General features: G+C 61.9%; 28 protein-coding genes and 2 pseudogenes. 15 read left to right on the top strand and 15 right to left on the bottom strand.

Going from position 1 to position 25,629, the window contains the following annotated elements; all coding sequences use genetic code 11:
* Positions 1-145 precede the first annotated feature (145 nt).
* The 4 genes from BHD08_RS15115 (at position 146) to BHD08_RS15100 (ending at position 4,529) form a co-directional block, all read left to right on the top strand.
* The gene (locus tag BHD08_RS15115; protein WP_125023262.1) at positions 146-1,393 is read left to right on the top strand and encodes a ribonucleotide-diphosphate reductase subunit beta; all 1,248 of its coding nucleotides are present in this window, start codon (positions 146-148) and stop codon (positions 1,391-1,393) included.
* A 76-nt stretch (positions 1,394-1,469) separates the two neighbouring features.
* On the top strand, positions 1,470-2,612 hold the full coding sequence (locus BHD08_RS15110; RefSeq protein WP_125023260.1) for an FRG domain-containing protein: 1,143 nt from the start codon (positions 1,470-1,472) through the stop codon (positions 2,610-2,612).
* Positions 2,613-2,776: 164 nt separating this feature from the next.
* On the top strand, positions 2,777-3,307 hold the full coding sequence (locus BHD08_RS15105; protein WP_125023258.1) for a transposase: 531 nt from the start codon (positions 2,777-2,779) through the stop codon (positions 3,305-3,307).
* A gap of 538 nt (positions 3,308-3,845) precedes the next feature.
* Positions 3,846-4,529 carry a hypothetical protein gene (locus BHD08_RS15100; protein WP_125023256.1) on the top strand — a complete coding sequence of 228 codons (684 nt, stop codon included), beginning with the start codon at positions 3,846-3,848 and terminating at the stop codon, positions 4,527-4,529.
* Between the two features lie 56 nt (positions 4,530-4,585).
* On the opposite strand, the gene gcvA is transcribed toward BHD08_RS15100, so the two are convergent.
* The gene (gene gcvA, locus BHD08_RS15095) at positions 4,586-5,485 is read right to left on the bottom strand and encodes a transcriptional regulator GcvA (RefSeq protein WP_125023254.1); all 900 of its coding nucleotides are present in this window, start codon (positions 5,483-5,485) and stop codon (positions 4,586-4,588) included.
* Between the two features lie 117 nt (positions 5,486-5,602).
* On the opposite strand from gcvA, the gene BHD08_RS15090 reads away from it, so the two are divergent.
* Positions 5,603-6,322: an FMN-dependent NADH-azoreductase gene (locus BHD08_RS15090; RefSeq protein ID WP_125023252.1), complete on the top strand. Its 720-nt coding sequence runs from the start codon at positions 5,603-5,605 to the stop codon at positions 6,320-6,322.
* A gap of 69 nt (positions 6,323-6,391) precedes the next feature.
* Here BHD08_RS15090 and BHD08_RS15085 read toward each other — a convergent pair whose 3' ends face one another.
* Complete coding sequence (locus tag BHD08_RS15085) at positions 6,392-7,036, bottom strand: flagellar biosynthesis protein (protein ID WP_125023250.1); 645 nt, start codon at positions 7,034-7,036, stop codon at positions 6,392-6,394.
* Positions 7,037-7,427: 391 nt separating this feature from the next.
* On the opposite strand from BHD08_RS15085, the gene BHD08_RS15080 reads away from it, so the two are divergent.
* Complete coding sequence (locus tag BHD08_RS15080) at positions 7,428-8,117, top strand: GNAT family N-acetyltransferase (RefSeq protein ID WP_125023248.1); 690 nt, start codon at positions 7,428-7,430, stop codon at positions 8,115-8,117.
* Positions 8,118-8,255: 138 nt separating this feature from the next.
* Here the strand turns inward: BHD08_RS15080 and BHD08_RS15075 are convergent, their stop codons facing one another.
* On the bottom strand, positions 8,256-8,741 hold the full coding sequence (locus tag BHD08_RS15075; RefSeq protein WP_177412684.1) for a MarR family winged helix-turn-helix transcriptional regulator: 486 nt from the start codon (positions 8,739-8,741) through the stop codon (positions 8,256-8,258).
* A 140-nt stretch (positions 8,742-8,881) separates the two neighbouring features.
* Here BHD08_RS15075 and BHD08_RS15070 point away from each other — a divergent pair, with 140 nt between their 5' ends.
* Positions 8,882-10,021: an MFS transporter gene (locus tag BHD08_RS15070; protein ID WP_125023325.1), complete on the top strand. Its 1,140-nt coding sequence runs from the start codon at positions 8,882-8,884 to the stop codon at positions 10,019-10,021.
* A 31-nt stretch (positions 10,022-10,052) separates the two neighbouring features.
* Here the strand turns inward: BHD08_RS15070 and BHD08_RS15065 are convergent, their stop codons facing one another.
* The 3 genes from BHD08_RS15065 to BHD08_RS15055 all read right to left on the bottom strand — a co-directional run bounded on the left by BHD08_RS15065 (position 10,053) and on the right by BHD08_RS15055 (position 12,168).
* Positions 10,053-10,796, bottom strand: coding sequence for a class I SAM-dependent methyltransferase (locus BHD08_RS15065; RefSeq protein ID WP_125023246.1), 744 nt, complete (start codon positions 10,794-10,796; stop codon positions 10,053-10,055).
* A gap of 163 nt (positions 10,797-10,959) precedes the next feature.
* A complete protein-coding gene (locus tag BHD08_RS15060) occupies positions 10,960-11,406 on the bottom strand; it encodes an SRPBCC family protein (RefSeq protein ID WP_125023244.1) in 447 nt (148 codons plus the stop codon).
* A 129-nt stretch (positions 11,407-11,535) separates the two neighbouring features.
* Positions 11,536-12,168, bottom strand: a complete 633-nt coding sequence (locus BHD08_RS15055; RefSeq protein WP_256678697.1) for a TetR/AcrR family transcriptional regulator — start codon at positions 12,166-12,168, stop codon at positions 11,536-11,538.
* Between the two features lie 73 nt (positions 12,169-12,241).
* On the opposite strand from BHD08_RS15055, the gene BHD08_RS15050 reads away from it, so the two are divergent.
* Positions 12,242-13,345, top strand: coding sequence for a DUF2855 family protein (locus BHD08_RS15050; protein ID WP_125023242.1), 1,104 nt, complete (start codon positions 12,242-12,244; stop codon positions 13,343-13,345).
* A gap of 259 nt (positions 13,346-13,604) precedes the next feature.
* Here the strand turns inward: BHD08_RS15050 and BHD08_RS15045 are convergent, their stop codons facing one another.
* Positions 13,605-14,387, bottom strand: coding sequence for an NAD(P)H-dependent oxidoreductase (locus tag BHD08_RS15045; RefSeq protein ID WP_125023240.1), 783 nt, complete (start codon positions 14,385-14,387; stop codon positions 13,605-13,607).
* Between the two features lie 84 nt (positions 14,388-14,471).
* Here BHD08_RS15045 and BHD08_RS15040 point away from each other — a divergent pair, with 84 nt between their 5' ends.
* Positions 14,472-15,362, top strand: a complete 891-nt coding sequence (locus BHD08_RS15040) for a LysR family transcriptional regulator (RefSeq protein ID WP_125023238.1) — start codon at positions 14,472-14,474, stop codon at positions 15,360-15,362.
* Here BHD08_RS15040 and BHD08_RS15035 read toward each other — a convergent pair.
* Positions 15,359-15,742 carry a helix-turn-helix domain-containing protein gene (locus BHD08_RS15035; RefSeq protein WP_125023236.1) on the bottom strand — a complete coding sequence of 128 codons (384 nt, stop codon included), beginning with the start codon at positions 15,740-15,742 and terminating at the stop codon, positions 15,359-15,361. The genes BHD08_RS15040 and BHD08_RS15035 overlap by 4 nt on opposite strands.
* Positions 15,743-15,829: 87 nt before the next feature.
* Between BHD08_RS15035 and BHD08_RS15030 the strand changes: the two genes are divergently transcribed.
* From BHD08_RS15030 to BHD08_RS15020, 3 genes are all read left to right on the top strand, one after another.
* The gene (locus BHD08_RS15030) at positions 15,830-16,888 is read left to right on the top strand and encodes an SDR family oxidoreductase (protein ID WP_125023234.1); all 1,059 of its coding nucleotides are present in this window, start codon (positions 15,830-15,832) and stop codon (positions 16,886-16,888) included.
* A gap of 72 nt (positions 16,889-16,960) precedes the next feature.
* Entirely contained in the window at positions 16,961-17,428 is a 468-nt protein-coding gene (locus tag BHD08_RS15025) for an RNA methyltransferase (RefSeq protein WP_125023232.1), read from the top strand.
* Between the two features lie 130 nt (positions 17,429-17,558).
* Entirely contained in the window at positions 17,559-17,981 is a 423-nt protein-coding gene (locus BHD08_RS15020; protein WP_125023230.1) for a DUF2141 domain-containing protein, read from the top strand.
* A gap of 70 nt (positions 17,982-18,051) precedes the next feature.
* Here BHD08_RS15020 and BHD08_RS15015 read toward each other — a convergent pair whose 3' ends face one another.
* Together BHD08_RS15015 and BHD08_RS15010 are read right to left on the bottom strand one after the other, a co-directional pair.
* Positions 18,052-18,300: a zinc ribbon domain-containing protein gene (locus tag BHD08_RS15015; protein ID WP_015277512.1), complete on the bottom strand. Its 249-nt coding sequence runs from the start codon at positions 18,298-18,300 to the stop codon at positions 18,052-18,054.
* 131 nt (positions 18,301-18,431) lie between these two features.
* Positions 18,432-19,436 (bottom strand): sterol desaturase family protein, encoded by a 1,005-nt coding sequence (locus BHD08_RS15010; RefSeq protein ID WP_125023321.1) that lies wholly within the window; start codon positions 19,434-19,436, stop codon positions 18,432-18,434.
* A gap of 458 nt (positions 19,437-19,894) precedes the next feature.
* Between BHD08_RS15010 and BHD08_RS15005 the strand changes: the two are divergent.
* Together BHD08_RS15005 and BHD08_RS23525 are read left to right on the top strand one after the other, a co-directional pair.
* Positions 19,895-20,985, top strand: a pseudogene (locus BHD08_RS15005) (SMP-30/gluconolactonase/LRE family protein).
* Positions 20,931-21,071 (top strand): annotated as a pseudogene (locus BHD08_RS23525) (hypothetical protein); the annotation flags it as partial. The pseudogenes BHD08_RS15005 and BHD08_RS23525, both read left to right, overlap by 55 nt.
* Positions 21,072-21,078: 7 nt before the next feature.
* Here the strand turns inward: BHD08_RS23525 and BHD08_RS23245 are convergent.
* The 3 genes from BHD08_RS23245 to BHD08_RS15000 form a co-directional block, all read right to left on the bottom strand.
* A complete protein-coding gene (locus tag BHD08_RS23245; RefSeq protein ID WP_015277515.1) occupies positions 21,079-21,201 on the bottom strand; it encodes a hypothetical protein in 123 nt (40 codons plus the stop codon).
* 139 nt (positions 21,202-21,340) lie between these two features.
* Positions 21,341-21,490: a hypothetical protein gene (locus tag BHD08_RS23070; protein ID WP_177412683.1), complete on the bottom strand. Its 150-nt coding sequence runs from the start codon at positions 21,488-21,490 to the stop codon at positions 21,341-21,343.
* A gap of 131 nt (positions 21,491-21,621) precedes the next feature.
* Positions 21,622-22,023, bottom strand: coding sequence for a helix-turn-helix domain-containing protein (locus BHD08_RS15000; protein WP_125023228.1), 402 nt, complete (start codon positions 22,021-22,023; stop codon positions 21,622-21,624).
* Between the two features lie 62 nt (positions 22,024-22,085).
* Between BHD08_RS15000 and BHD08_RS14995 the strand changes: the two genes are divergently transcribed.
* Complete coding sequence (locus tag BHD08_RS14995; protein ID WP_015277518.1) at positions 22,086-22,733, top strand: cation transporter; 648 nt, start codon at positions 22,086-22,088, stop codon at positions 22,731-22,733.
* Positions 22,734-22,752: 19 nt separating this feature from the next.
* On the opposite strand, the gene BHD08_RS14990 is transcribed toward BHD08_RS14995, so the two are convergent.
* Positions 22,753-24,660 carry an isoleucyl-tRNA synthetase gene (locus BHD08_RS14990; RefSeq protein ID WP_051035526.1) on the bottom strand — a complete coding sequence of 636 codons (1,908 nt, stop codon included), beginning with the start codon at positions 24,658-24,660 and terminating at the stop codon, positions 22,753-22,755.
* 119 nt (positions 24,661-24,779) lie between these two features.
* Positions 24,780-25,616 carry a CAP domain-containing protein gene (locus BHD08_RS14985; RefSeq protein ID WP_125023226.1) on the bottom strand — a complete coding sequence of 279 codons (837 nt, stop codon included), beginning with the start codon at positions 25,614-25,616 and terminating at the stop codon, positions 24,780-24,782.
* Between the last annotated feature and the right edge of the window lie 13 nt (positions 25,617-25,629).

The raw sequence follows: 25,629 nt of genomic DNA, 5'->3' as shown, positions 1-25,629 counted from the left end.
TGGATGTCGCTTTTCGCATCCACCGATACGACCCAACCAGGGTCGACAGCGACCAACAAATTCCGCGCTTTTGCGTGCAAACCAAAAGCCACCCCAAACATATCCGACCGGCCAAGCCCCGGTCCCCGATCAGGAGCTATCGCACATGCTGAGCTGGGACGAATTCAACGAAGAAGACACCACCACCACCGCGCCGGCCCCCGCTGCCGCGCAGCCGGCAGGCCAGACCGCCGCCAAGCTGGACAACGAAGCCGCCGGCTCCGTGGAAGAAGCCCGCGCCGTTGCCGCCAGTGACTCCGACGCCATCGCCCGCGCCAAGCGCGCGCTGGACGACCTGGACATCCAGGAAGGCCTCAACGAACTGGAAGGCGAATCGGCCCGCGTACGCGTCGACGAGAAGCGCATGATCAACGCCCGCGCCGACCTCAACCAGCTCGTACCCTTCAAGTACGACTGGGCCTGGCAGAAGTATCTGGATGGTTGCGCCAACCACTGGATGCCGCAGGAAGTGAACATGAACGCCGACATTGCCCTGTGGAAGAGCAAGGACGGCCTCAGCGAAGACGAGCGCCGCATCGTCAAGCGCAACCTCGGCTTCTTCTCCACCGCCGACAGCCTGGTCGCCAACAACCTCGTGCTGGCCACCTACCGCCTGATCACCAACCCCGAGTGCCGCCAGTACATCCTGCGCCAGGCCTTCGAAGAGGCGATCCACACCCACGCCTACCAGTACTGCATCGAATCGCTGGGCATGGATGAAGGCGAGATCTTCAACATGTACCACGAGATCCCGAGCGTCGCGAAAAAGGCCAGCTGGGGCCTCAAGTACACCCGTTCCATCTCCGACCCGACCTTCCAGACCGGCACCCCGGAGACCGACAAGCAGTTCCTGCGCAACCTCATCGCCTACTACTGCGTACTCGAAGGCATCTTCTTCTACTGCGGCTTCACCCAGATCCTCTCCATGGGCCGCCGCAACAAGATGACCGGCACCGCCGAGCAGTTCCAGTACATCCTGCGTGACGAGTCCATGCACCTGAACTTCGGCATCGACATGATCAACCAGATCAAGATCGAGAACCCGCACCTGTGGGACGCCGAGATGAAGGACGAAGCGACCCAGATGATCCTTCAGGGCACCCAGCTGGAAATCGAATACGCCCGCGACACCATGCCCCGTGGCGTCCTCGGCATGAACGCCGCAATGATGGAGGACTACCTCAAGTTCATCGCCAACCGTCGTCTGACGCAGATCGGCCTGAAGGAAGAGTATCCAGGCACCACCAACCCGTTCCCGTGGATGAGCGAGATCATGGACTTGAAGAAAGAGAAGAACTTCTTCGAGACGCGGGTTATTGAATATCAGACGGGTGGGGCTTTGAGCTGGGATTGATTCAACGGTCGTAATCGGAGCGCAGCCAAGGAAAGGTAAGAGGCCCCGCTATGCGGGGCTTTTTCAGACTACACATATGAAACAAGTATTCATCTGCACCAACTCAGCCGGTTTACTGCAAGTAAACGAAGATCGTCTTATCGAAGTCGGTGCTATAGAGGTTAAGGATCGAGAGCTCACAGGAAGACACTTTCACTGCTACGTGAATCCATCGAGGGATGTGCAAGAACACGCCATCATCAAGCATGGCATCACGGATGAGTTTCTTTCAGACAAGCCAATTTTCAGCCAGGTTGCAGACGAGCTAGACGATTTCCTAGATTCCGCGGAGATCCTTGTAAACACACAGGCAGAACTCCAGCTTTTACAGAACGAGTTCGCTTTACTCCGCATGCACCCAAAAAATCACCAATTAAGAAGATCTAGCAGGCCAAGAACTGTACAAGACATTCTTACTAGCAGCTCATACGAACAATACAAAGAGGCGGAGAAGATATATAGATCTCAGTGCCGGGATCTGTTTGGCGCCTTGTTGGAGGCAGAAATATTTGCTGACGCATATCTAACTGCGACCAAGAATGAAGTTATAGTTTCCAGCATGGGCGACTTTCTAGAACGCGTTAGCACGTCAGACCCTAACGACTTGTTCCGAGGCGTTCCTGACAGAAACTTCAAACTATTACCTTCTTTGTTCAGACATCAAACTGATGGGCACAAAATCCGAGAAGATAAGATGATGTGGGTTTTTAAAGCGCACTCGCGCCCTCATCTCGAAAAACAGCCCGACAATGATATTCAATGGCTGACACTTGCTCAGCATCACGGCCTCCCTACGCGACTTCTGGATTGGACGTTTAGCCCTCTTGTTGCGTGCTTCTTTGCCGTAAGAGAATTACCCGAACGCGACGGAGCCGTTTACCTGTACGAAGCTAGAGAATACAAAAGAGAAGAAAAAATCAACATGCAGAAGCTAACCAAGCCTGTTGAGTTTCTTCCGGCGCATGGCTCAAAAAGAATTACAGCCCAGTCTGGGGCATTTACGATCCATCCAGACTGCTGCCAAGAAATAGATGAACCAAAAATCTTAAAATTAATAATTCCAAGAAATCAGAAGCCTTTATTTTTGAAGCATTTGACCAAATACGGAATTAACAACTCAACAATATTCCCTGATCTCGACGGCCTGTGTGCTCACATAAAAAAACAACAAGGGTACTAGCGAGGTAGCCTGGAAGTGACGCGTGGAAAAGGCTTCGCCGTTTTCCACCCTACGCCATCGATGCGTCGGTGGAATCGGCGGGTATGGTGACGTAGGGTGGATAACGCTTTGCTTATCCACCGATACGGACCTCCCGCCAACACAACGCTCAAGGATGAGCCGCCATGTCCCGCTACCGCCGTGCCCAAGTGCCGGGCGCCACGTATTTCTTCACGGTCAATCTGCTCAACCGTCGCAGCGACCTGCTGGTCCGCCATATCGACCTGCTCCGAGAGACGGTGCGAGCCACACGTTCACGGCATCCCTTCCACATCGACGCCTGGGTCGTTCTGCCCGACCACATGCATTGCGTCTGGACGCTCCCGGACGGCGATGCTGGCTTCGCCCTGCGCTGGAAAGTCATCAAGTTCGCTTTCGCCCGACGCATGCCTAAGACCGAAGTACTGACGGCAACTCAGCGCTCCCGCGGCGAACGCGGGATCTGGCAACGGCGCTATTGGGAACATCTGATTCAGAATGAACGGGATTACCGGCAGCACGTCGACTATGTGCATCGAAACCCGTTAAAGCACGGCTTGGTGGAGCGTGTCGCCGACTGGCCCTATTCGAGTTTTCATCGGGCCGTCGGCGCTGGGGTCTACCCGTTTGACTGGTGCGGTGATGAGGCGGAGGGATTCGCAGGTGATGCGGACTGACGCGAGGAAAAGGCTTCGCCGTTTTCCACCCTACACTGCTACGCAACACCTCCACTCGGCCACCTGACGGGATCGGACTTCGAGTCGCCCGAGAGCTCTTTGGTTTTATTTGCTTCTTCTGCACGGACCGGCAGGAGACACCAACCGCCCCTTTCAGGAGGGTGAGTGGAATCGCCGTGGAAGGGGTTGAGCGGCATGGATGCCGCGAGAGCCGCGATGGGCCAGGGATGGTCCTTCGCGGCGTGCCCCTGGAATGGCGATGGAGCGAACGAACCCGGAGCGGAGCGCAGGGCCGAATGCAGGGGCAAGACCTTTTGGTTCCTTTTGGGGCGACTGCCAAAAGGAACCCGCCCAGCAGGGCGGAACAGAAGTCTAGATTTCTGCAGACATACAAACCCCTCGCAATACCTCTGGCTTGGCTCAGGTAGGAAACTAATTCCTAGAAATCGGCCGCCCTTTGACCGGCGCAGGAATATAAACTAGCCAACTCACTTAGGCCCGACCCCAGCGATGTAAGACTCAAATCTAAGGATGCAAAATGACAACAAGCGAGAATGCATTAAGAAAACTTCCCAGGCTTTTTAAGATTGAAGGGCTATCGGCAGTCGCGGTAATTTTTGCTCTATTTTTTACTAATGGCTACGTGTACTTAGAAACGCTAAAAAACCGGCTAGACATCCCGATCAATCGCCTCGGATTCTCAAGCCAGATCTATGCAGTGTATGGCGGCGTGAGCTTCCTAGTAATTATCGCCGCCTCGCTCATAGCACTCAGCGCGATCATGGTTGCAACTTACATAATCGCTCTTATAGAGAACCCTGAAAGCGAAACCAGCAAAGACAACTTTATCAATAAGATAATCAATAAGGCCGGACAAAAATTATCTAAACGACACGCTAAGACTAAGCAATTTCTTCTAGCCACTCTTTTAACAGCACTTCTCGCAGCGCTACTTTATGGCTTATGGGACTTCACCGTATCAACGGCCGTTAAACGAGCAGAAAAGCAGGCGTTCAAATTCGCAACCACCTGCACCGAATCGGTTATCTCCCTAACGAACACTGATCGAGTCAAAGCGTGCATAGCCGGCGAGTCTGACGACGTCTTGTACTTATTATTCAAAGGTGACTCAACAGATAAAAAAGCTGTATATGAGACAGGCTTGCTACCCAAGAAAAACCTCGAGATGACTCGGAAGCCGTCTAATATAGTTGACGAGTAATGTGGGCTGATGGGACAGAAGCGCAGTCGACAGACACGGATGCACAACCAGCGAAGCTACAACTCACACAACCCACCCGGCACTGCCATCACCCACTCCCTCACCGCCCGAACCGTTGGGTCGTCCCGGCGGCTCTCCGGGTATACGAGATGAAACGGCTTGCCCTCCATCTCCGGCCCGAACGGCTGCACCAGCCGCCCTTCCCTCAGTTCATCGTCGATCAGCTGCCGACTCATCAGCGCCACGCCCTGCGCGCCGATGGCGGCGGAGATGGCGTGGGTCTCGTCGGAGAAGACCAGCCCGGCACTCACATCCAGCCCCGGCACGTTGGCGAGCTTTTGCCACGACGCCCAATGAATCGGCGCGGACAAGGCGGCTTGCGCACGGAAGTGAATCAACGGGTGTTTGGGCAGATCGGCAACATTGCGCAAGCCGAGGTGCGGACTGCAGACCGGGACGAAGGTGTTATCGAACAGTTTCTCCGCCACCAGCCCCGGCCAGCGGCCGTCGCCGTAGCGGATGGCGATATCCGCCGTGACGCCATCCAGCGCGACCGGTTCATGGGAGGTGTGGAAGCGCAGGTCGATATCCGGATGGGAATCGCGCAGCAGGCAGACCCAGGGCACCAGCCAGCGCACCGCGATGGCCGGCGTGGTGCTGAGGGTGATCGCCTGGCGGCAGGGCTTTGCGCTCAGGCGTTCGACCGTGGCGCTGATGCTGTCGAAGGCCGTTTCCAGCGTCTGTTGCAGCTCGCGCCCCGGGTCGGTCAATTCCAGCTTTCTTGGTTTGCGCAGAAACAGCGCCACGCCGAGGGATTCTTCCAGCGAACGAATCTGGTGGCTGATCGCCGTGGCCGTGACGGACAGCTCCTCGGCGGCCTGCTTGGCGCTCTCGTGGCGGGCGGCGGCTTCGAAGGCCCGCAGCGCAGAAAGCGAAGGTAACCGACGGTGCGCCATGGCTGAGTTTCTCTCATCTGTAGTTGGAAAAAATGGTCGTTTGTCGCTCGCATAGCCTAGCCCTAGGCTGGATTTACCGCGAACGACAGATGAATTCAATCACAGAGGAGACTCACCATGACGCACCTTCTGCACCTCGACGCCAGCGCCCGCCCCGGTATTGCCGGCAAGGACGAGCACGGCTCCCACAGCCGCAACCTCAGCCAGCGCTTCATCAGTCAATGGCTGGAGCGCCGCCCGCAGGATGGCGTGACCTACCGGGACATCGGCCAGAACCCGCCCTCTTTCGTCAGCCACGACTGGATCGCGTCGGCCTTCACGCCAGAGGAGCGTCAGCAACCCTGGATGAAGGATGCCCTGGCCGAAAGCGACAGGCTGGTGGACGAACTGCTGGCCGCCGACGTGCTGGTCATCGGCACGCCGCTCTACAACTTCGGCATGCCGGCGGCGCTCAAGGCCTGGATCGATCAGGTGGTGCGCCTGAATCGCACGGTCGGGCTGGACGAGAGCAACCCGCTTGATCCCTACGTGCCCATGTTGGCGGATCGGGAGCGGCACGCGGTCATCCTCACCGCCCGGGGCGGCATCGGCTTTGGTCCCGGTGGGGAGATGGCACATATGAACCACCTGGAGCCGAACCTGGTGACCGCGCTGGGCTTTATCGGCATCACCCGCATTCACCAGATTGCCATTGAAGGCCAGGAAACCGGTGGCGAGGTGCTGGCCGCCTCGGTGGCCGAGGCGCTGCGCCAGGTGGATGCGCTGGTGACGGAGCTGCAGGCGGCCGTCGAGCAGGCACCTCAGCTGGCCTACCAACGACAGGTCGAGCCTGTCTAGTAATTGCGGAGCCGATCGATGGCGTCGTCGCGCCCGCCACGCGGGTGCGAAGGCGCCATCAGGGGTGGGTTACTGAGCGCGGCTCGCTTCCAGCTTCTTGCCAACCGCAGCCGTCACTTCCTGCAGGCCTTGACTGGTTACGTTCGCCCAGTCGCTGTCCGTCACGAACTGCATACCGTCGTTGACTTCAGTGGCGATGGCCATTGGCGCCTGGCCGTCAGCTTCGATGGTCAGGTTCGCTTTGTTGTTGACGGACACCGACGCGAAACCGGGCGAGAACCAGGTCCAGAACTCCTTGACGTGCACCGTGACCTGGCGGGCATCCGTACCCGGCCCTTCCACCACTTGATAGCCGGACTGCGTGTAGGCGTTGGCAACGGCAGAGCCCACCAGCTGGCTGACCGTGCGGCCTGAAGGCAGCACCACGTCACCCAGCGCCATGCCGTATCCGTTGCGTTTGCGTGCATAGGCGCGCCCGGTGATCGCGCTGTCATTGATCTCGCCGCCTTTCAGGGAAGGGATGTCGGCGCTACGGGGTTTGGCCTCGAAGGCCCGTTCGTCGATCGTCGTGATGACGACCTTCTGCCCTGTCGTTCCCGTAAGTACCGGAACGGTGACGTCGACAACAGAGCGGCTGGTGGCGCAACCCACCATGCTCACCGCTAGCACAACCAGCAGCGACGATTTCAGGGAAGAGAGAAAAGCAGATTTCATTTACCAGTCCTTGTGTGGTGGGCATCCGTCGCGTTTTCGCCTGTAGCGCTCGGATGCCGGGCATGATCCGGCCATCGATAGTGGCCGGTCGCCACACTACTGTTCTGCGATATTTCCGGCAATCCAGCCGCGTCGGACGGCGTAGGACAAATCGTCCCAATGCGTGCGTGGCATGCAGCTATCGACGCTCCAGCACCCTGGGGCGTCCACCAGGCGGAGTGATGGTATGAAGCGACGCGCGGACGATCGGCTAGACGCGGCAGCATGAAAGCCATCAAACCACTGCTGGAACTCGCTCGCTGTGGTGAACTGAAAACGCATCGCCGCTTCCCGCCTATCCTGCCGCGGCCTTTACAATGTCGGCTTTGCCGTACCGCCCCGGAGCGCCGCCATGTTCACCCTCACCCACCTCGACACCCCGCCGCCGGAATCGCTGAAAAGCCAGGTGCTGCAGATGGTGGTGGATTATCTCGGCGACATCAGCCCGGTCTCGCTGCAGCCCAGCAACCCGCTGTATCAGCTGTACCAGTACGTGGTGGGTTTCGAGGTGCATCGCTATCTGGACAGCATGGACGGCGCGCAGGCCGGCAAGCCGGAGCTGATCCTCGCGCTGGATGCTGAGGACCCGGCAATCCTGCTCGGCTTCGCGCTGTATTTGCCCTTTGTGGATGACCCCGAAGCCTGCGCGCTGGTCTATCTGGCAGTGGACGCCGGCCGTCGCCGCCAGGGCATTGGCCGGGCGATGGTCGAGGCAATGGTGACGCGCTATCCCCATGCCGAGGTGGCCTGCGTTGCAGGCAAGGTGCCGTATTTCGGCGCGCTGGGCTTTCAGCCGCTGGTGGCGCGCGGCCCGCAGGTGGTGATGAATACGCGAAACGAGGCTTCGAACGGTGCGGTGGCGGTGCAGGATCTGGAGCCGATCTTCCAGTCCAAGGAAGTCCGGCAGATCTACAGCTACCTGGTGCAGCAGAATGGCCGCAAGGCGATGAGCGAGGCGGAGAAACAGCGCGACCGCCTGCTCGATCAACTGGCGCGCCAGGCGCAGGAAGTCGTGCAATCGAGCGTTCGGCGTTTGCATTGATCGAGCGCGGCGTCACCAGGCTCGGGTGATACCGAGCCCGCGCAGCTGCGCCATGCACGACCACACCATCCCGCGCGGATATACGCCGCGCCCTATCGAGCCGCGTGGTCCTTATCGCGGCTTACGCCAGGCGTAGCGCTAGCGTCCTGCCAGCCACTTGCCCAGCAGCCTGTCGAGCTGTTCCTGTTCGTCGCGACTGAGCGAAGCAAGCGCCCTTTTTTCGTTCTCGACATGAGCGGTCATCAGGCCGTCGATCAGGGTGAAGCCGGCTTCGGTCAGGGCAACCAGGGTGCCACGACGATCCTCGGGGTTGGGCTTGCGTTCGATCAGTCCGGCACGTTCGAGACGGTCGAGCCGGTTGGTCATGCCGCCTGACGAAATCATCGCCGCTTCATACAGCGCGGTCGGGCTCAAGGCATGCGGCTCGCCGGCGCGACGCAAGGTCGCCAGCACATCGAATTCGCCGTAGTGCAAACGGTGCTCATCGAAGAAGGGTTGCAGCACGTCTCGGTTGAGCACCTGCACCGCCTCGCCCAGCCGACCGATCAGGCGCATGGGCAAGGTGTCCAGGTCCGGCCGTTGCTGTTGCCATTGTTCAACGGCGAGTTGAGCTCTATCGATCACCGGATACCTCGTCTATTTGTCTTGATGTTAAGATACTTATCGCAAAGACATTAACTGCCCACTTGGAGATTGCCATGCTTTCCGTTCGATCACCCGCGTCAACTTCACTGTCGCGGGTCGGCGAAGCGCTGCTGGGGGTCATGCTCGTTCTGTTGGTAGGCCTCAATCTGCGGCCTATCCTAGCGGCCATCGGCCCATTACTCGACGAAATCCAGGCCGCGACCGGCCTGGGCAGTGCCGGTGCAGGCGCGCTTACCACCCTGCCCATCGCTGCCATGGGATTCTGCGCACTGGGCGGCGCCAGGTTGCAGGCGAAGCTGGGCGAACGTCGCGGCGTAGCGCTCGGGCTCACGCTGGTGACACTGGCCAGTGCCCTGCGCTGGGGCTCGCCAGGCGGCATCGGCCTGATCCTCACCGCCGCATTGGGCGGCGTCGGGATTGCCCTGGTGCAGGCGCTGATACCCGCATACATCCACCGCTGCCATCCGCAGCGGACCAGCGCGCTGATGGGGCTCTATACCACCGGCATCATGGGCGGCGCTGCTCTCGCCGCGGCCAGTGCCGCGCCGCTGGCAGAACGCTTCGGTTGGGCGAATGGCCTGGCGTTGTGGGCGATTCCGGCCCTACTGACCCTGTCGATCTGGTGGAACCTGGCGCGCCCGCCGGTCGCGACAGGGCGAACCGCCTCCCGGCCGCTGCCGTTGAAATCGCCACACGCCTGGCGGCTGTTGCTGTTCTTCGGCATCGGTACGGCGGCCTACACCCTGGTGCTGGCCTGGCTGCCGCCCTATTACACGGGCTTGGGCTGGAGCGTTGCGGACAGCGGCCTGCTGCTCGGCGGCATCAGCCTGGCGGAAGTCGGCGCCGGATTGCTGCTCTCCGCGCTGATCGGACGAATCCGGCAGCGGCGGCCGCTGGTGCTGGGCGTGCTAGCCGTGGTGCTGGCCGGTTTGTTGTGCCTCGCCCTTGCACCGCTGATGCTCGCAATTCCAACGGCGATTCTGCTGGGTGTAGGCATCGGCGCCCTGTTCCCGCTCTCGTTGATTCTGGCCATGGACCATGCAAGGGACTCGGCCGACGCCGGCTCGTTGCTGGGATTCGTTCAGGGTGGCGGCTACCTGATTGCCAGCCTGGCACCGCTGGGCGCGGGCCTTTTACGCGACCGCCTGGCGAGCCTGGCGGACGCCTGGCTGCTGATGGCCGTCGGCATCGTGCTGTTGATGGGCCTCGCCTTGCAGCTCACCACGGCGTCGCGAGAGCGGTTGCAGCAGGCCCGCTAACCTTGGTGGCCAATCGCAGCCAGCAGCCCCGCTAGATCTTCACGCAGACGAATATCGCGTTCCCGGATGCCTGGTCCCAGGGCACGATCTTCTCGTAGTCATGCTCGAGCACATGCACCTCGAAGTACCGCTGCAGCAGCTCGCTCAGCTCGGCAAAGCTCACCGCCACCATCGCGTGTTCGTCGTGCCAGACCTGGCTTTGATCCGCGGCGGTTCTGCCGATGCGCAACTTCAGCAGTTGCTGCTCCCCTTCACCCGGGTAGTGCCAACCGGAGCTGAAGGTGAACAGGCCGTCCGCATGCCGGGCCGTGTGCGAGACGAACGAGGTGTTGTCGATCCGGTGCTTGTCCACGGCGTTGAAGCAGAACAGCCCGCCCGGGGCCAGCGCGGCATGCACGCTGGCGATGCAGGCTTCGAGCCTGGTCAGCGCGGCGCTGTAATGGATGGAGTAAAGAAAGCAGGTGATCAGATCGGCCGGCTGCTCGACCGCAAAGCCGCACATGTCCTGCAGGGAAAATTGCGCTTCCGGACAGCGCGCGGCGGCTCTGTCCAGCATCGGCTGATTGATGTCGAGCCCGCCGCTGGTATAGCCGGCATCGATGAAATGACGGACGTGCGGGCCGGTGCCGCAGGCGAGGTCCAGATGCCTCATCCCGCCGTTGCCGAACAGCTGCTGCAGTCGCTGGACACAGTAGCTTTGCGCCCGGTAGTCGATGTCCGCGCACATGAGGTCGTAGTAACCCGACAAGTCGGTATAGAGAGCATCGCCGGGCATGATGACCTGATGTGTGAGGGGGCTTCAGCGGGCGCGCATCATATCTCAACCACACCTCTGTGTAGTGGCCCGGTGCAATGCCGGACATTCACCGGACGGTGGCGGACCGCTTGGCCCCTAAGCGGGCCCTGGCGCTCCACCACCATGGTTTGGATAGCGCGGATCACGCGTCCGGAATCTCCACTTCGACCAGCTTCGCCAGAAGCGTCAGCGACTCCTGCCAGCCGAGGTAGCAGGCCTCGGCCGGGATCGCGTCCGGAATGCCTGCCTGGGTGATGTTAAGTTCGGTGCCGCAGGATACCCGGGTGAGCGTCACGGTCACCTCTATCGTGCCCGGCAAGCCCGGATCATCGAATGTGTCTTCGTAACGGATGCGCTGGTTTTCCAGCAGCTCCAGGAATTGTCCGGCGAAGCTGTGGCTGGTACCCGTGGAGAAATTCGTGAAGGACATTCTGTAGCGGCCGCCTACCCGCGCGTCGATCTCGTGCACCTTGCCGGTGAAGCCGTTCGGCGGCAGCCATTTGGCCTTGGCGTCTGGGTCCAGAAAGGCGCGATAGATGCGCTCGGGTGTCGCTCGCAGGACGCGGTGAAGGCGGATGGTGCTGGGCATGGCTGCTCTCCTCTGGTATCGATTCTGCCCTGATGGCCTTGATAGTCGAACGAAGAACCACGAATTCGACGCAATGCTTGAATTGTCCGCCCAACCAGCATCGCGAGTGTCTGCCCTGGACAATCGAGGTCAAGCCGGCTCGTTCGCGCTCCTGAGCGTAAGCAGGCACAGGTGCTCCATGCTGGCGGCCCAGGCCTGCATGCGATCCGCTTCGAGTTGCACCAGCATGGCGTAGCGGCGCCCGCCCCATACCGAAAGATGCAGCGCTTCCAAAGTTGCCGGCGAGGGACGCACCGGAAGGTCGGTCGCTGCATCGATGACTCGATGCCAGGCGCTCAACAGATCCTCGTAGGCCCGACGCTGGTGCTTGGGCTCGGCCACCAGCGTTTCCAGTTCGAGCATATCCGGGTGAAACCAGGGCAGCCGTGACTCGACCCCGGCAAGGGTGCGTACCAGTCGCCGGATGCGCTCGGGCCAGGCAAGCGCAGTTGGCGCTACCGCTTGCGCGTCAATCGCCTCCAGCAGTTGCTCGACGCAATAGCGCACGTAGCCCGAGTGCAGCGCATGTTTACTGGGGAAATAGTCGTACAGCGTGCCGATCGCCACGCCGGCTTCGAGGGCAACCGCACGGGTCGTCAATCGAGCCCAGCCGTCGCGCTGCCATATCCGAACATAGGTGTCGAAAATCGCCTGAACGGTGGCCTTGGCGCGCTGCTGAGTCGGCCGTTTGAGCGGCTTGGCGCTCGGCAATCGTGTGCTCATGAAATCCGAACCCGGCGGTGAAACGAAAGGGATAGAGTCGAAGCCGTCCATTTACGAACCCAAGGTGCCATCGATGAGCGTCATCCGCCAGTTGCAAAACAACAAGAAAGACATGCAGCAGACCCGCATTCAGACCCAGGCAATGCCGGAGCTGCAACCCGGCGAAGCCCTGCTGCGTATCAGCCGGCTGGCACTGACCACCAACAACGTCACCTACGCCGCATTCGGCGAGACGCCGCACCTGCGCTATCGGGACTTCTACCCCACGGGCGATGGCGAGTGGTTCCACATGCCGGCGTGGGGCTTCGCCGAAGTCGTGGAGAGCACCGTCGATGGCCTGGCGAAGGGCGAACGCTTCTACGGCTTCTGGCCGATAGCCAGCCATGTCGTGATGCAGCCGGTGCGCGTCTCCGAGCGCGGTTTCTACGACGGCGCCGAACATCGACTCGAACTGACATCTGCCTATAACCAGTACCAGCGCATCAGCAGCGACGCCGCCTATCGCGCCGAGAGCGAAAACTACCAGATGCTGCTGCGCCCGCTGTTCATCACTTCGTTCATGCTGGCCGACTTCCTCGACGACAACGCCTTCTTCGGCGCGCGACAGATCCTGATGTCGAGCGCCTCGAGCAAGACCGCGTACGGCACGGCGTTCTGCCTGCAGGACAACCCGGCGGTGCAGCTGATCGGGCTGACTTCCGCCGGCAACACGGACTTCGTGCAAGGCCTGGGTTGCTACCGCCAGGCGTTGGGCTACGACCAGCTCGCCTCGCTGGACCCGAGCGTACCCACGCTGTACGTCGACTTCTCCGGCAGCGCCGATCTACGCCGGCAGATCCACAGCCATTTCAAGGATGCCCTGGTGTACGACTGCTTCGCCGGTTCAGCCCAGAACCACGAATACAGACAGACGGACGCAACGCTGGCCGGTCCGCAGCCTCAGCCCTACTTCGCGCCTTATCAGATCAAGAAACGCAACGCCGACTGGGGCCCCGCCGAGGTGACCCGCCGCTTCAACGAGGCGCAGCTCGCCTTTATCGCCCGGGTGAGCGATGCGCAGCAGCCCTGGATGCAGGTGCAGGAGCACGCCGGCCTCGAAGCGGCACAGGCGCTGGCCGAATCCTTGATCAAAGGCGACATCAATCCGCTGGCGGGCCACGCCGTGGTGCTTGACTGACCTCGTAGCGGTGCCCAAGCAGATAATCACAGCCAGCGCGGCCGATGGATGCGCCTGGCGTGTATCGAGTAAGTTGCCAGTCTGATTATGGAATTGGCCCACACCTCGCCGCGTGAACGAGCGCAGGCACCGACGAAACCGGCTCTGTGGCGCAACAGAACCTGGCTCTGGCCGACAAGGCCGTGCGCAACGTGCTTCCCAGTCGCACACAGGCGGTGCAAGACGGAGGCGTCCAGTGATCGCCTCTGCCCATGCGCTGTTACGGCTGTTCGACGTGCGCGGCAAAGCCGACCTGCCCTGGTGCTACGTCGGCCTTGAGCGTGAGCGCCGGTATGTCGTAGTCGCCACCGTTCTGTTTGCGATAAGCAATAGGCTCAGTGCACCAGAGGTCGTCCAGGCGCTTGCCCAGTTCGTCGCGGAGTGTGTCGAATCGGGCCCGATCGATGCGGCTGGTGCGGTGCACCACAACCGGTGGCAGCACATCGAAGCCCGGGTAATGCAGGATGCCGTGATGAATGGGGAACAGCAGGTCTTCGATGGGCCCGTTGATCCCCCGCGGGCTGTAGTGTGATTCCCAGCCGCCGGTAGTCACGATCAGCATGGCCCGCTTGCCCGCCATCGAACCTTCGCCGTAGCGGTCGCCCCAGCGCGCATCCGAGTGCTCGCCAACGCCATAAGCGAAACCGTAGGCGTATACCCGGTCGACCCAGCCCTTGAGGATCGCCGGCATCGAGAACCACCAGAGCGGGAATTGCAGGATCAGCGCATCTGCCCAGCGCAGCTTGTCCTGCTCGGCCGCGATGTCAGAACTTTGCCGGCCACTGGCGAACGCGCGCCGGGAATCCTCGGAAGCATCGAAGCGCGCTTCGGGGTCGCGATCCAGGCTGTCGCCGGCATCGATCGCGGCCTTCCAGCCCATGGCATACAGGTCGGAAACCTGGACCTGATGGCCAGCCGCCTGCAAACGGTGGACGGCGAATTCCTTCAGCGCGCCATTCAACGAGCGCGGTTCGGGATGGGCATAAACAAGCAGAACATTCATGGAAAACCTCCGTAGCGGGACGGCTGCAGAATGTGGCTTGCCCAGGTATGTTTGAAATGAATAAGCCATATCTCAGGTATTGCCATGAATAATCTCAGACGTCTCGATCTGAATCTGCTGGTCACCCTGGATGTGTTGCTGGCCGAGCACAATGTCACCCGCGCCGCAGAGCGGCTGAATTTTTCCCAGCCCTCGGTGAGCGTTCACCTGGCCAAGCTGCGGGACATTTTCGACGATCCTCTACTGATACCTGGGCCGCGGGGCATGCGCCCGACCGCACGCGCAGAAGAACTGCGCGAACCCTTGCGCCTGGCACTGCAAGCGCTGGAGCAAGCCGTCGCGCCAGCCAGCCCGTTCGACCCTGGCGCTGCGCAGAACGTCTGGCGTATCGCAGCCAGCGACTATGGCGAGTCGGCCATTGTGCTGCCCGCTCTGGCCGGCCTGCGTTGCGCCGCACCGGGCACACGCATCGCCGTGGTCGAGATGCAACCTTCACGCATCGCCCGCCAGGCAGAACACGGAGAGATCGACCTCGCCTTGCACACCGTCGATGGTTCGCCGTCCAACCTGCGCCGCCGCGTTCTGTTCACCGAGCGTTACGTGCTGGCCGGCCGCGCCGGGCATCCGCGCCTGCGGCGACGGCCGACGCTGAAGCAGTTCTGCGCGCTGGATCAGGTGATCGTCTCGCCGGATGGCGGCGGCTTTCACGGTGCCACCGATGACGTGCTGGCCGCGCACGGCCTGCAACGACCTGTGGTGCTATCGGTGCCGCATTTCCTGTTCTTGCGCTCGGTGCTGGAAAGCACGGATCTGGTGGCCATGTTGCCCGAACGGCTGGTGCAGGGCGCCGCACTGCAGGTCGTCGAAGCGCCGCTGGAGATTCCGGGCTACGAAATGGCCATGCTCTGGCATGAACGCGCCCATCGCGACCCGGCCCATCAATGGCTGCGCGAGCAGATCGTCAACGCGATCTAGCCCCGCCTGCGCGAGGTGCTTCTTGGCTGCAGCTGATCCAGCGCGCCGGAGTTCTGCCTTGCCCAGTCGTAGATCAGTTCGATGGGTTCAACCATCAGCTGGCCCAGCGGCGAGAGCGCATAGCTCACCGCCGGCGGCACCGAATCGAGCGTGTGGCGCTCGATCAGGCCGCTTTGCTCCAGTTCGCGAAGCGTCTGGATCAGCATTTTCTTGGAGATGCCAGGCAGGCTGCGATGCAATGCGCCGCTGCGTGCGGTGCCATCGTGCCGGGCATGCAGCGTGTGCAGAATCATGCTGGTCCACTTGGTGGCGAAGAGTTCGAGCACGCGTCTCGGCGCGCAGTCTTCGCGCCATTGTTCTTCGTCAGAGCCCGGTTGCATGGGGGATGGTCACCATTTGGTGCCGACTTGGATCGGCGTTTTCGGGTGGATAAGGTGCAGGCCTGTTTCGCTTTGTGGGGTCTGCACATGACAAATCAAGCACTGGTGGTCGGCGCGAGCGGTATCGTCGGCAGCGCGCTGTCGCGCCTGCTGGCCGATGAAGGTTGGAACGTTGCCGCGTTGGCTCGCCGGCCGAACACCGACGCGGGCGTCACTCCGATCAGCGCCGATCTGCTGGACCCGAAGGCCCTCGCCTCGGCGCTGGCCGGTGTTTCGCCTACTCACGTCTTCCTCACCACCTGGGCGCGCCAGGCCAGCGAGGCGGAGAATATCCGCGTCAACGCGCAGATGGTACGCAACGTGCTCGAAGCCGTTCGGCCGACAGGCACGGTTCGCCATGTGGCCCTGGTCACCGGCCTCAAGCATTACCTCGGCCCGTTCGAAGCCTACGGCAAGGGTGCGCTGCCGCAGACGCCGTTCCGCGAGGAACAGGGGCGGCTGGATGTCGAGAACTTCTATTACGCCCAGGAGGATGAGCTGTTTGCCGCAGCGCAACGCGATGGCTTCAGCTGGAGCGTGCACCGGCCGCACACCATCACCGGCATCGCGGTCGGCAATGCGATGAACATGGCTACCACGCTGGCCGTGTACGCCTCCATCTGCCGCCACACGGGCCGGCCCTTCCGCTTTCCGGGCTCGGACGTGCAGTGGAACAGCCTGACCGACATGACCGATGCCGGCAAGCTCGCCAGCCACCTGCGTTGGGCCGCCACCACACCGGCAGCCGCCAACCAGGCCTTCAACATCGTCAACGGCGATGTGTTTCGCTGGAAATGGATGTGGTCGCGCATTGCCGAGTGGTTCGGCATCGACGCCGCGCCGTTCGACGGCCCGGCCCCGCTGGAGCAGCAGATGGCGGGCGACGCGGACATCTGGAACGATATGACCAAGCAGTTCGGTCTCGCCGAGGCGGACATCGGCAAGCTCGTCTCGCCGTGGCACACCGATGCCGATCTCGGCCGCCCGATCGAGGTGGTGACGGACATGTCGAAGAGTCGCAAGCTCGGTTTTCTGGATTATCAGGCCAGCGACGAGGCGTTCTTCGAGGTGTTCGCCAGGCTGCGGGCGAGCAAGCTCATTCCCTGACCCGGCCATCCGAGCCGTCATCGGACTGGACACTCCCGTATACTCGCGCGTTTTCCGCGCGAGTCCCCTTCCGTGAGCAACAAACGCTATGCCTGCATCGGCCTGAGCAACCCCAAATCGCCCTCCAACGTGGGGGCGATCATGCGTGCCGCAGGCTGCTATGGCGCCGCTTCGGTGTTCTACACCGGCACCCGCTATGACCGCGCCAAGGACTTCGTCACCGATACCAAGAAGGTCCATCAGGACATTCCGCTGATCAACATCGATGACCTGCGCAAGATCCTCCCGCTCGGCTGCGTGCCGGTCGCGGTGGAGCTGGTCGAAGGTGCGCGCGCGCTGCCCGAGTACACCCACCCGGACCGTGCGCTGTACATCTTCGGCGCCGAGGATGGCTCGCTGAGCAAAGAGCTCCGCGACTGGTGCGAGGATGTGGTGTACATCCCCACCAATGGCTGCATGAATCTCGCAGCAACGGTCAACGTGGTGCTCTACGACCGCCTGGCCAAGGGCAACAACACTCGCTCAGGGCCGCAGTTCTGATCGAACGATGGACGCGCCACGCGTGGACAACGCTTCGCCTGTTCGCTGAAGATGGCGACGATCGACTCAGTGTCGCCGGCCCACGTTTGAATCCAGCGACTTTCCGTGCCCCCGACTTCAAGAGCACAGCATGAAAGCACTTCCGATTCTGGGCGTTGCCCTCACCCTCTTGATCCCCACGGCTTATGCCGAAGAGCTGCACGTCACACTCGACGGCGTTCAACACGACAACGGCCAGGTGGCCGTAGCGGTTTATTCCGATCCGAAAACCTTCCGCAAGGACGACCAGGCATTCGCCGCGCAGAAGGCCAAGGCCGAGCAGGGAGCCGTGACGCTGGTATTCAAGGACGTGCCGCCCGGGCGCTACGCGGTGCTGGCCTACCATGACGAGAACGATAACGGTGAGATGGATCGCCGCTTCGGCATGATCCCAACGGAAGGCTACGGACTGTCGAACAATCCCAAGGTGATGGGCCCGCCCTCGTTCGAAGATAGCGCCTTCGCAATCACTGCCGGCGAGCCCACCAGGATCACGCTGGAGATGCGCTACTAGCGCAGCGGCGTGGAAAAGGCTTCGCCGTTTTCCACCCCAACGAGCGCGACGTCAGGGCCTGCTGTTCGACTCAACGGCAGTTGCCGGCACAGCCACTGCGGGCACACGCCGGCGCTTCGGGATTCTTCAACACCCGGCTGCTGACCACTCCAGCGGCGGTCATCAGCTTGGTCACCGGCGTGTCGTCCGGAATGGTCGCATCTTCGGCCAGCGCGCCGGCCGCGCGTAGTTCGCCCCAGGTTTTCGGCCGTAGTGCCATGGCGTGGCGGACTTCATACACCTGACCGTTGGCTTCGCAGCGGTAGTCGTAGGTCGGCATGGTATTCCTCTCGAGATGAATCAGTGTCGGCAGCCCGCGTGGGACAGCCACAGGCTGTCCGTTGCATATCGGGCGCGATTGTACGAGGACTGTCGAAACGCGCCATCCCCCTCGCTGGCCGCAGGTGCGGCTCAAAAATCGGTCCGGCGTGGCCTGCTGACCGGCATCACCTTGCGTGCGGTATCCACGAACGGCATGACGATGAGGCTGTAGAGCGTCAGGTAACGATGCGAGTCCTGCTCGGCGGTACCAAAACGGATCTCTTCCGGCTTGGCGCCGGTGACATACAGCGTGCCGAACATCCAGTCCCAGACGGACAGGTTGGTGCCGAAGTTCTTGTGGAAATGCCGAGGCGCATCGCTGTGATGAATCTGGTGCTGCGCCGGGCTGTTGAGGATGTGTTCGACGCGCGGCCCGAACGAAAGCCAGACGTGGCTGTGCCGCAGGTTCGAAGCCAGCGCGTTGAAGATGAACACCAGATAGGTCACGCCAAACAGCGTGTAGCGGCTGATTTCACCGCCGCACGCGTACCAGAAGAGCCCGGCATAGGCGCTGAGCAACACGAGGTCGACCAGCCGGCCGACCACCTTTTCCAGAAAATGCACGCGGCTGGCAGTCAACGGCACCATCACCGGTGCCGAATGATGCACCTTGTGAAACTCCCACAACCAACGACTGTGAAAGGCGCGGTGCACCCAGTACCCGGCAAAGTCGCTGATGACGAACACGCCGAGGCCATAGAGCAACGACAACGACAGGTTTTGCCCGAGCTGCGGACGCGCGCCCCATAGGTTGGTGAAAAACGCGAGATAGTCGCCCGAGCGGAGAAGGTACGGGTCGACGAGCGCGACGATCGGCACCACCAGCACGACCTTCAGCACACCGCGAACGAAGTAGTAGCGATAGTCCAGACGCGCCGATGGATGCCAGTGCACCCGCCAGCCGCCGATAAATTGCCAGAACGATCCAGCCTCGGTAAGCCCGTGCCGTTTTCGATAACGGAACAAGGCATAGGCCACCGCATAGGAGACCCCAAGAAACAGCACGCCAAGGCGGCCGTTCAAGTCGAAAAAACTGGTGAGCTGATGCAGGATCGGGGCGATCAGGAACTGCTGGAGAGACTCGAAAACGCCCATGCTTGGCCGCCTCGGAGAAAAAGGTGGCGGATTATAGAGGCGACAGAATAATTCGTATATGCGAATGCTTATCAGACGATAGTGGAATGCCATCAGCTTGCCCGCGTGATTGCATCTGTCACGACGAGCAATGCCCTCCCCCTTATGCGGGCGCGAGTTCAACGACGGTATACGGGCAGGATCTCGTGGCTGCGGATCGCGGATTTCAACGAGCAAACCGCGCCCAACCTGCGCCACTCCACAACCTGGCGTCGGCTCGGCAAATAAGCGCTGCTGTGGGTATTTAGCCAATGTCATATGACAACATGAAATCGCCGAACACTAATCATCCAATTGTTATATATGCAATTTTCAAAAATAACGGATTTCTATAGCGACGGTTTCGGGGTATTTTCTTGAAAGTCATCGTACCTCTACTAAGATGGATTTCGCTTACCTAAATCCACGAAGGTGTTCCGATGAGCGAACAAGAACAACAGCCATCCCGCGATTCCCGCCGGCAGTTCCTGAAGCAGTCGCTGGCGTGCTCGCGCTGTTGACTACCGGCCTAGCCCTACCCGGCCTTTCCCGGTCCGCCGAGCCGCTCAGCAGGCGGTATCCCGATCCTTCTCTGGAGGTGCTGGACGAAAGCTTTCTGCAGCTGCGGCTGTTCAATGCCAGCGTAGAGAAAATCGCCGATGGCCTGCGCTGGGCGGAAGGCCCCGTGTGGATTGGCGACGGGCGCTACCTGTTGCTGAGTGATATCCCCAACAACCGAATCATGCGTTGGGACGAGGTCACCGAGTCGCTCAGCGTTTATCGGGAGCAGGCCAATTTTTCCAACGGGCTGACACGAGACCGCCAGGGCCGCCTGGTGATATGCGAAGGCTCGACCACCCACGAGTTGGGAAGACGGGTGACGCGCATCGAGCATAACGGTGCCGTCACGGTGCTGGCCGACAACTACCAGGGCAAGCGCTTCAACTCGCCAAACGATGTGGTGGTCAAGCGCGACGGCTCGATCTGGTTCAGCGACCCGCCGTTTCAGGCTGGCAACTACTACGAAGGGCAGAAGATCCAGACCGAGCTGCCAGATGCCGTGTACCGCATAGACGGCGAGACACTGGAGGTCACGCGCGTGATCGAGGGCATCGCCGGCCCCAACGGTCTGTGTTTCTCGCCGGACGAAACGACGCTCTATGTGGTGGAGGGACGCGCCAAGCCGAACCGGTTGGTCTGGGCTTACAAGGTGAACGCCGACGCCACGCTGGGCGAGCGCAGCAAACACATCGAGGCCACCGCTCATGGTGCGCTGGATGGCATCAAATGCGACGAGGCCGGCAACCTGTGGTGCGGCTGGGGAAGCTCCGGCTCACCGGAGGCGAACCCTGAAGGCCTGGATGGGGTGCGTGTGTTCAACCCCGCAGGCAAGGCGATCGGCCATATCCACCTGCCGGAGCGCTGCGCGAACCTGTGCTTCGGCGGCGCGCAGGGCAACCGCCTGTTCATGGCGAGCAGCCACGGCATCTACGCGCTGTACGTGAACGCCAGAGGCGCCACGTTCGCCTGACACAACCCGCGCCCGCATCTTCGCAGGTGGATAACGCCTCGCTTGTCCACCTGACCGCGGCTACGCCGATTGGCTGGCCGCGGTGAGATTCGCCTACTTGCCCATCACCAGCGCGAAACCCACCACGATGCCGGCGAGTGCGATTACCCAACCGATGCGGTGGGCACGGTTCTTTTCGGCCTGGCGGACGGGGTCTACGGGCTTTTTCTTTCTCACGATTCACCTGCTTCTGGACACTGCTGCCGGTTGGCGTCTACGCCTTACGGCGCAGCGCGCCTTTTTAGGCCGGGCGGCTCGAATTGTCCAGCAGATGCAGCGTTTGCACGACGTCGGACAGAGCCTCAGGCGCAGGCACCTAACCGAGCGGGCTCTGATCGGCTTCCGGTTGGTCCGTCGTAGCAGCGCCTGGATCGGCATCGTTTTCGCCAGAGTCCGGCACATCGCCGTACTCGTCGTAATCCGGCGGGGTCAGGCCATCCTTGAGTGGGTCGTCTGGATCGATCATGGCAGCTGTCCTCTGGCAACAATGGGCTGGGATGACATTGCCTTGGAACCCGAGGGCAGACCGGACGTTTCGTCAGCGCCGTACATGTCGATGTGCGGTGCGTGCGCAGCGAGTCGCGCAACACAGCAGACCTAGGACCGACGCATTCCGGTCAGGGTTTCGATGATGCGGCACTCGCGGACCGACGATTCGCTGCAACCCGCCAGGCGCTGCAGTTCCGCTTCGAGCCGCTGCAGATCGGCGATGCGCTGCCGCACTTCGACCAGATGCATCTGTACCAGGCGATCGACATCGCTGCAGGCATGCTCGGGCTGATCCGCCAGCTCGACCAGGGTGCGAATCTCATCGAGGGTGAAACCGAGTTCGCGCCCGCGCTTGATGAATCGCAGCTGCTCCGCGTCGCGCTCGCTGAACGTGCGATAGCCAGACTCGGTACGCGACGGCGGCGCAAGCAGGCCGATACGTTCGTAATAACGGATGGTTTCCACGTTCACTGCCGTGGCCTTGCTGAGTTTGCCGATGGTGAGTGACATCACTTGACCCTGTAGTCGCTACAGGGTTTAGCGTAGCGCCATCGACAACTGGAGGCGATGCCATGGCGGGAAATTGCTGCAGCAGTGGTTGTGCCAGTACGGCGGCACGGGGGCGCTATCGCCGCATTCTGTGGATTGCGCTGCTGATCAATCTGGCGATGTTCGGCGTCGAGATCGGTGCGGGCCTGCGCTCCGGCTCGGTCTCGCTGCTGGCCGACTCGCTGGACTTTTTCGGTGACGCAGCAAATTACGGCGTCAGTCTTTTCGTGCTGGGGCTCGGCGTGACGATGCGGGCGCGGGCGTCGCTGGCCAAGGCGCTGACGATGGGCCTGTTCGGCATATTCATTCTGGTGGTCGCCATCGGCAATTTCGTCGAAGGCAGCGTGCCACATGCCTCGACCATGGGCGTCGTTGGGGTGATCGCGCTGCTGGCCAACATAGCGGTGGCGGCGATGCTCTATGCCTACCGCGAAGGCGACAGCAACATGCGCAGCGTGTGGCTATGCAGCCGCAACGATGCGTTGGGCAACCTCGCCGTCATGCTGGCAGCGCTCGGCGTGTTCGGCACCGGCGCCGGTTGGCCGGACCTGATCGTGGCGACGATCATGGCGCTGCTCTCCATCAGCGCGGCGGTGCAGATCACCCGCCATGCCCTGGAAGAGCTGCGATCCGAACGGATAGCCGTCAGCGATGTGGAGCGACGCGCGTGACCGCAGGGTACACGCACGATTAAACCTCGCGAGGGCGAGCGCGCTCGGCGAGAAATGCCACTGGCGCCGTGCCATCGGCATTCAACTGGTAGATCTCGCGCGGCCTGCCCTGCTCATCCAGCACCAGCAGGCCGATACCCGAGCCGTTCCATAGCCGTTCGCCGGCGTTACTGCGGTCCGGCACGCGCGGTACGACTTCCAGGCGACGGCGCTTGGTCAGCCAGTTCAGTGGTGACCAGGGCGCGTAGAACCAGCGATTGAGGCGGTCGAACCAGTCCAGCAGGCGCCGCGGAAACTCGTTCTTTACGCCGCTGCTGGTGATCTGCCATAGCTGGGGCGCTGTATCGCGACCGCGAATGTGCACTTCGTAGACGAAGGAGTAGTGCACGTCGCCGGACAGCACCACGTAGTTACCCGGCGTACGGGTGTGGCGGAAGATATTCATCATCACGTGGGCCGCGCCGCGATGGGCCATCCAGTTCTCCGCATCCACCAGCAGCGGCTGGCCAGCCCAACTGAACACCCGTTGTACCGCTTCGATCAGCTTGACGCCGAACATCGGTGCCGGTGAGACGATCAGCACCGACGGCTTGTCGAGAATGTTCTGCTGGAATTCGCTCAGCGCTTCCCAATCCATCAGGCCTGACGGGCGACTGAGGTTGCGCTCGCTGCGCCAGCGCCGGGTGCGGGTGTCCAGCACCACCAGCGGCGGGTCGGTGGGCAGCTCGTAGCCCCAGCCGTCGAGTTTGAACAGCGTGTCGATCAGAGCGTTCTGCGCCGCGCAATCCAGCCAGCCATCGCTAGCCGTCGCCAGCAGCTCACGGAGCGGCAGCAGCAACTCGGCGAACCGCTTCGGCTCGTTGCCCCAGGCCTGGCACAGCAGGTAGGCGAGCAGCGCGTTGCCAATGATGCGTCTCGACAGCGGATGGCCGTAAGCGGTCTCCTCCCAGCGCGCGGAAAGGTTCCAGTCATCGGTGATGTCGTGGTCGTCGAAGATCATCAACGACGGCACATGAGCCAGGGCGCGTGCCACCTTCGGCAATCCCTCGATAAAACCTTGCAGACACGCCTCTTCACTGCGGTAGCGCTCGGCATGGGCGGGTTCCAGCGCGGGCATTTGCGGCGCGATCAGCGACCAGGGCGTCGGCGACCAGACGAGCAGGTACATCGCCATCACCTCGCCCAGGCTGATCAGGTGGTTCTGCCCGTTGGCGGTGGTGAACACCGGCTTCTCCACGCCACCGAAGAATCGCTCGCGTAGCGCCTCGTTGGACTTGAACGCTGGCAGCAGCTGCTCGCGGCGGTAATAGCTGGCCGGATGGGTCATCAGCGCATCGCTGTCACTCACCACCGCACCTTCGAGCTGCTCGCCATAGAGCCCGAGGCGGCGCACCAATGCGTGGATCGCTACCAGCATCGGCCCGGCGACATCGTCGGCATAGACCTGATCCCCCGTCATCAGCAACACGGCCGGGCGTTCGGCAGGCTTGCCCAGCGCGTCAGCCACCAGTTCGTCGACACACAACAGCCCGTCAGCCGCAGCATGGTGCGGCTTGCGGCAGGAACCATGCAGGACGCGATCGAGGCGCGACTTGATGACGAAGCTTGGCCGCGTAGTACCGTCATAGAGCAGATGCGGCGCGCACTCGGCGATGCCCTGCTCCACTGCACCATCATGGATGCGCAGGTCATATTCGATCACGCAATCGGTGGGCAGCGGTGCGTCAGGCACGAACTCGATCAGGTGCAATACAGCGTGCTTGCCGATCGGCAGACACCGGCAGCTCAGCTCGTCGAGCGAAACACGTTGTTGCAGTCCGAACGACGGGCTTTCTAGAACCAACGACAGCTCGAGCGGGCGCGAGCCAACCAGCCAGAGCGTCACAAGGCCAGGCTCGGTACGCCGTAGCAGCGGGCCCGCCAGCACGGCGGGCAGATGCTCGGGGGAAGGGATATCGGTCAAGGGCAACCCTGAAGATGGGAACAGGTTTGTCTGACAGCGCGCTGGCGCGATCGCTCAGCAAGCGAGCCAGCCACGCGGGCGGATCAGGGCGCGCCGAACATTGCCGTCCAGTAGATGGCGGCGTCACTCTGCGGATCGACCGCATAGGCTGCGCCAAGCTCGCTGAACTGCGGGTTCATCAGATTCGCGCAATGCCCGGGGCTGGCCAGCCAGCCGTCCAACACCTTGCGGGCGGTCGGCAGTGCCGCGGCGATATTTTCGCCGACCTGCCTGCCGGTGTAGCCAGCCAGCTCAGCGCGGTCGCCTGGCGTGCGGCCGTCCTCGCTCAGATGGCTGAAGAAGTTGCCGTTGGCCATAGCCCGGCTGTGGGCTCCGGCGGTGCTGCCCAGCGTATCGTTCCAGCTGAGCGGCCCGGCTGCGGCGAAGTCCTGCTTACCGCAACGGCGCGCGGAGGCACGGGCGGCGTTGATCTGCTCCAGCAGCTTCTGCCCTTCGGCCTGCCAGTCGCCCAAACGACCATCGAGCAATGGCCGCGCCACCACGATGCGCCAGTCACGGCCGTTGCGGCTCACGCCGATGTCGGCGAACTGCGGATTGAGGATCACCCGGCAGAAGCTCTCGCGCAGCGCCTGCATCGCCGCCTGCGCATCCCGCGGACCGGACAGGGTAATCGCCTGCACCGTCACCATCGGATAGCCCGCCCGGGACAGCGCCTGCTGCAGATCGCCAGCGCCATCGACCGGCAGATTCAAGCGGGTATCGGCCGTCAGCGGCGGCAGCTCTTCGCTCGCCTTGTTGCCGCAGCGCTGTACTTCGCCACGGTAGGCGTTGATCGCATCGACCAGACGGGCCTCCCCGGCGGCTGCGAAGCCGGCAACGAACAACGTTGCGATCAACAGGACGGATGACAGAACACGCATGACAGTTCTCCAG

This window comes from Pseudomonas sp. SCT (genome assembly GCF_003864275.1).
In the GTDB taxonomy this organism is placed as follows: Bacteria; Pseudomonadota; Gammaproteobacteria; order Pseudomonadales; family Pseudomonadaceae; genus Stutzerimonas; species Stutzerimonas stutzeri_AE.
This window is presented reverse-complemented; position numbering and strand designations above follow the sequence as displayed.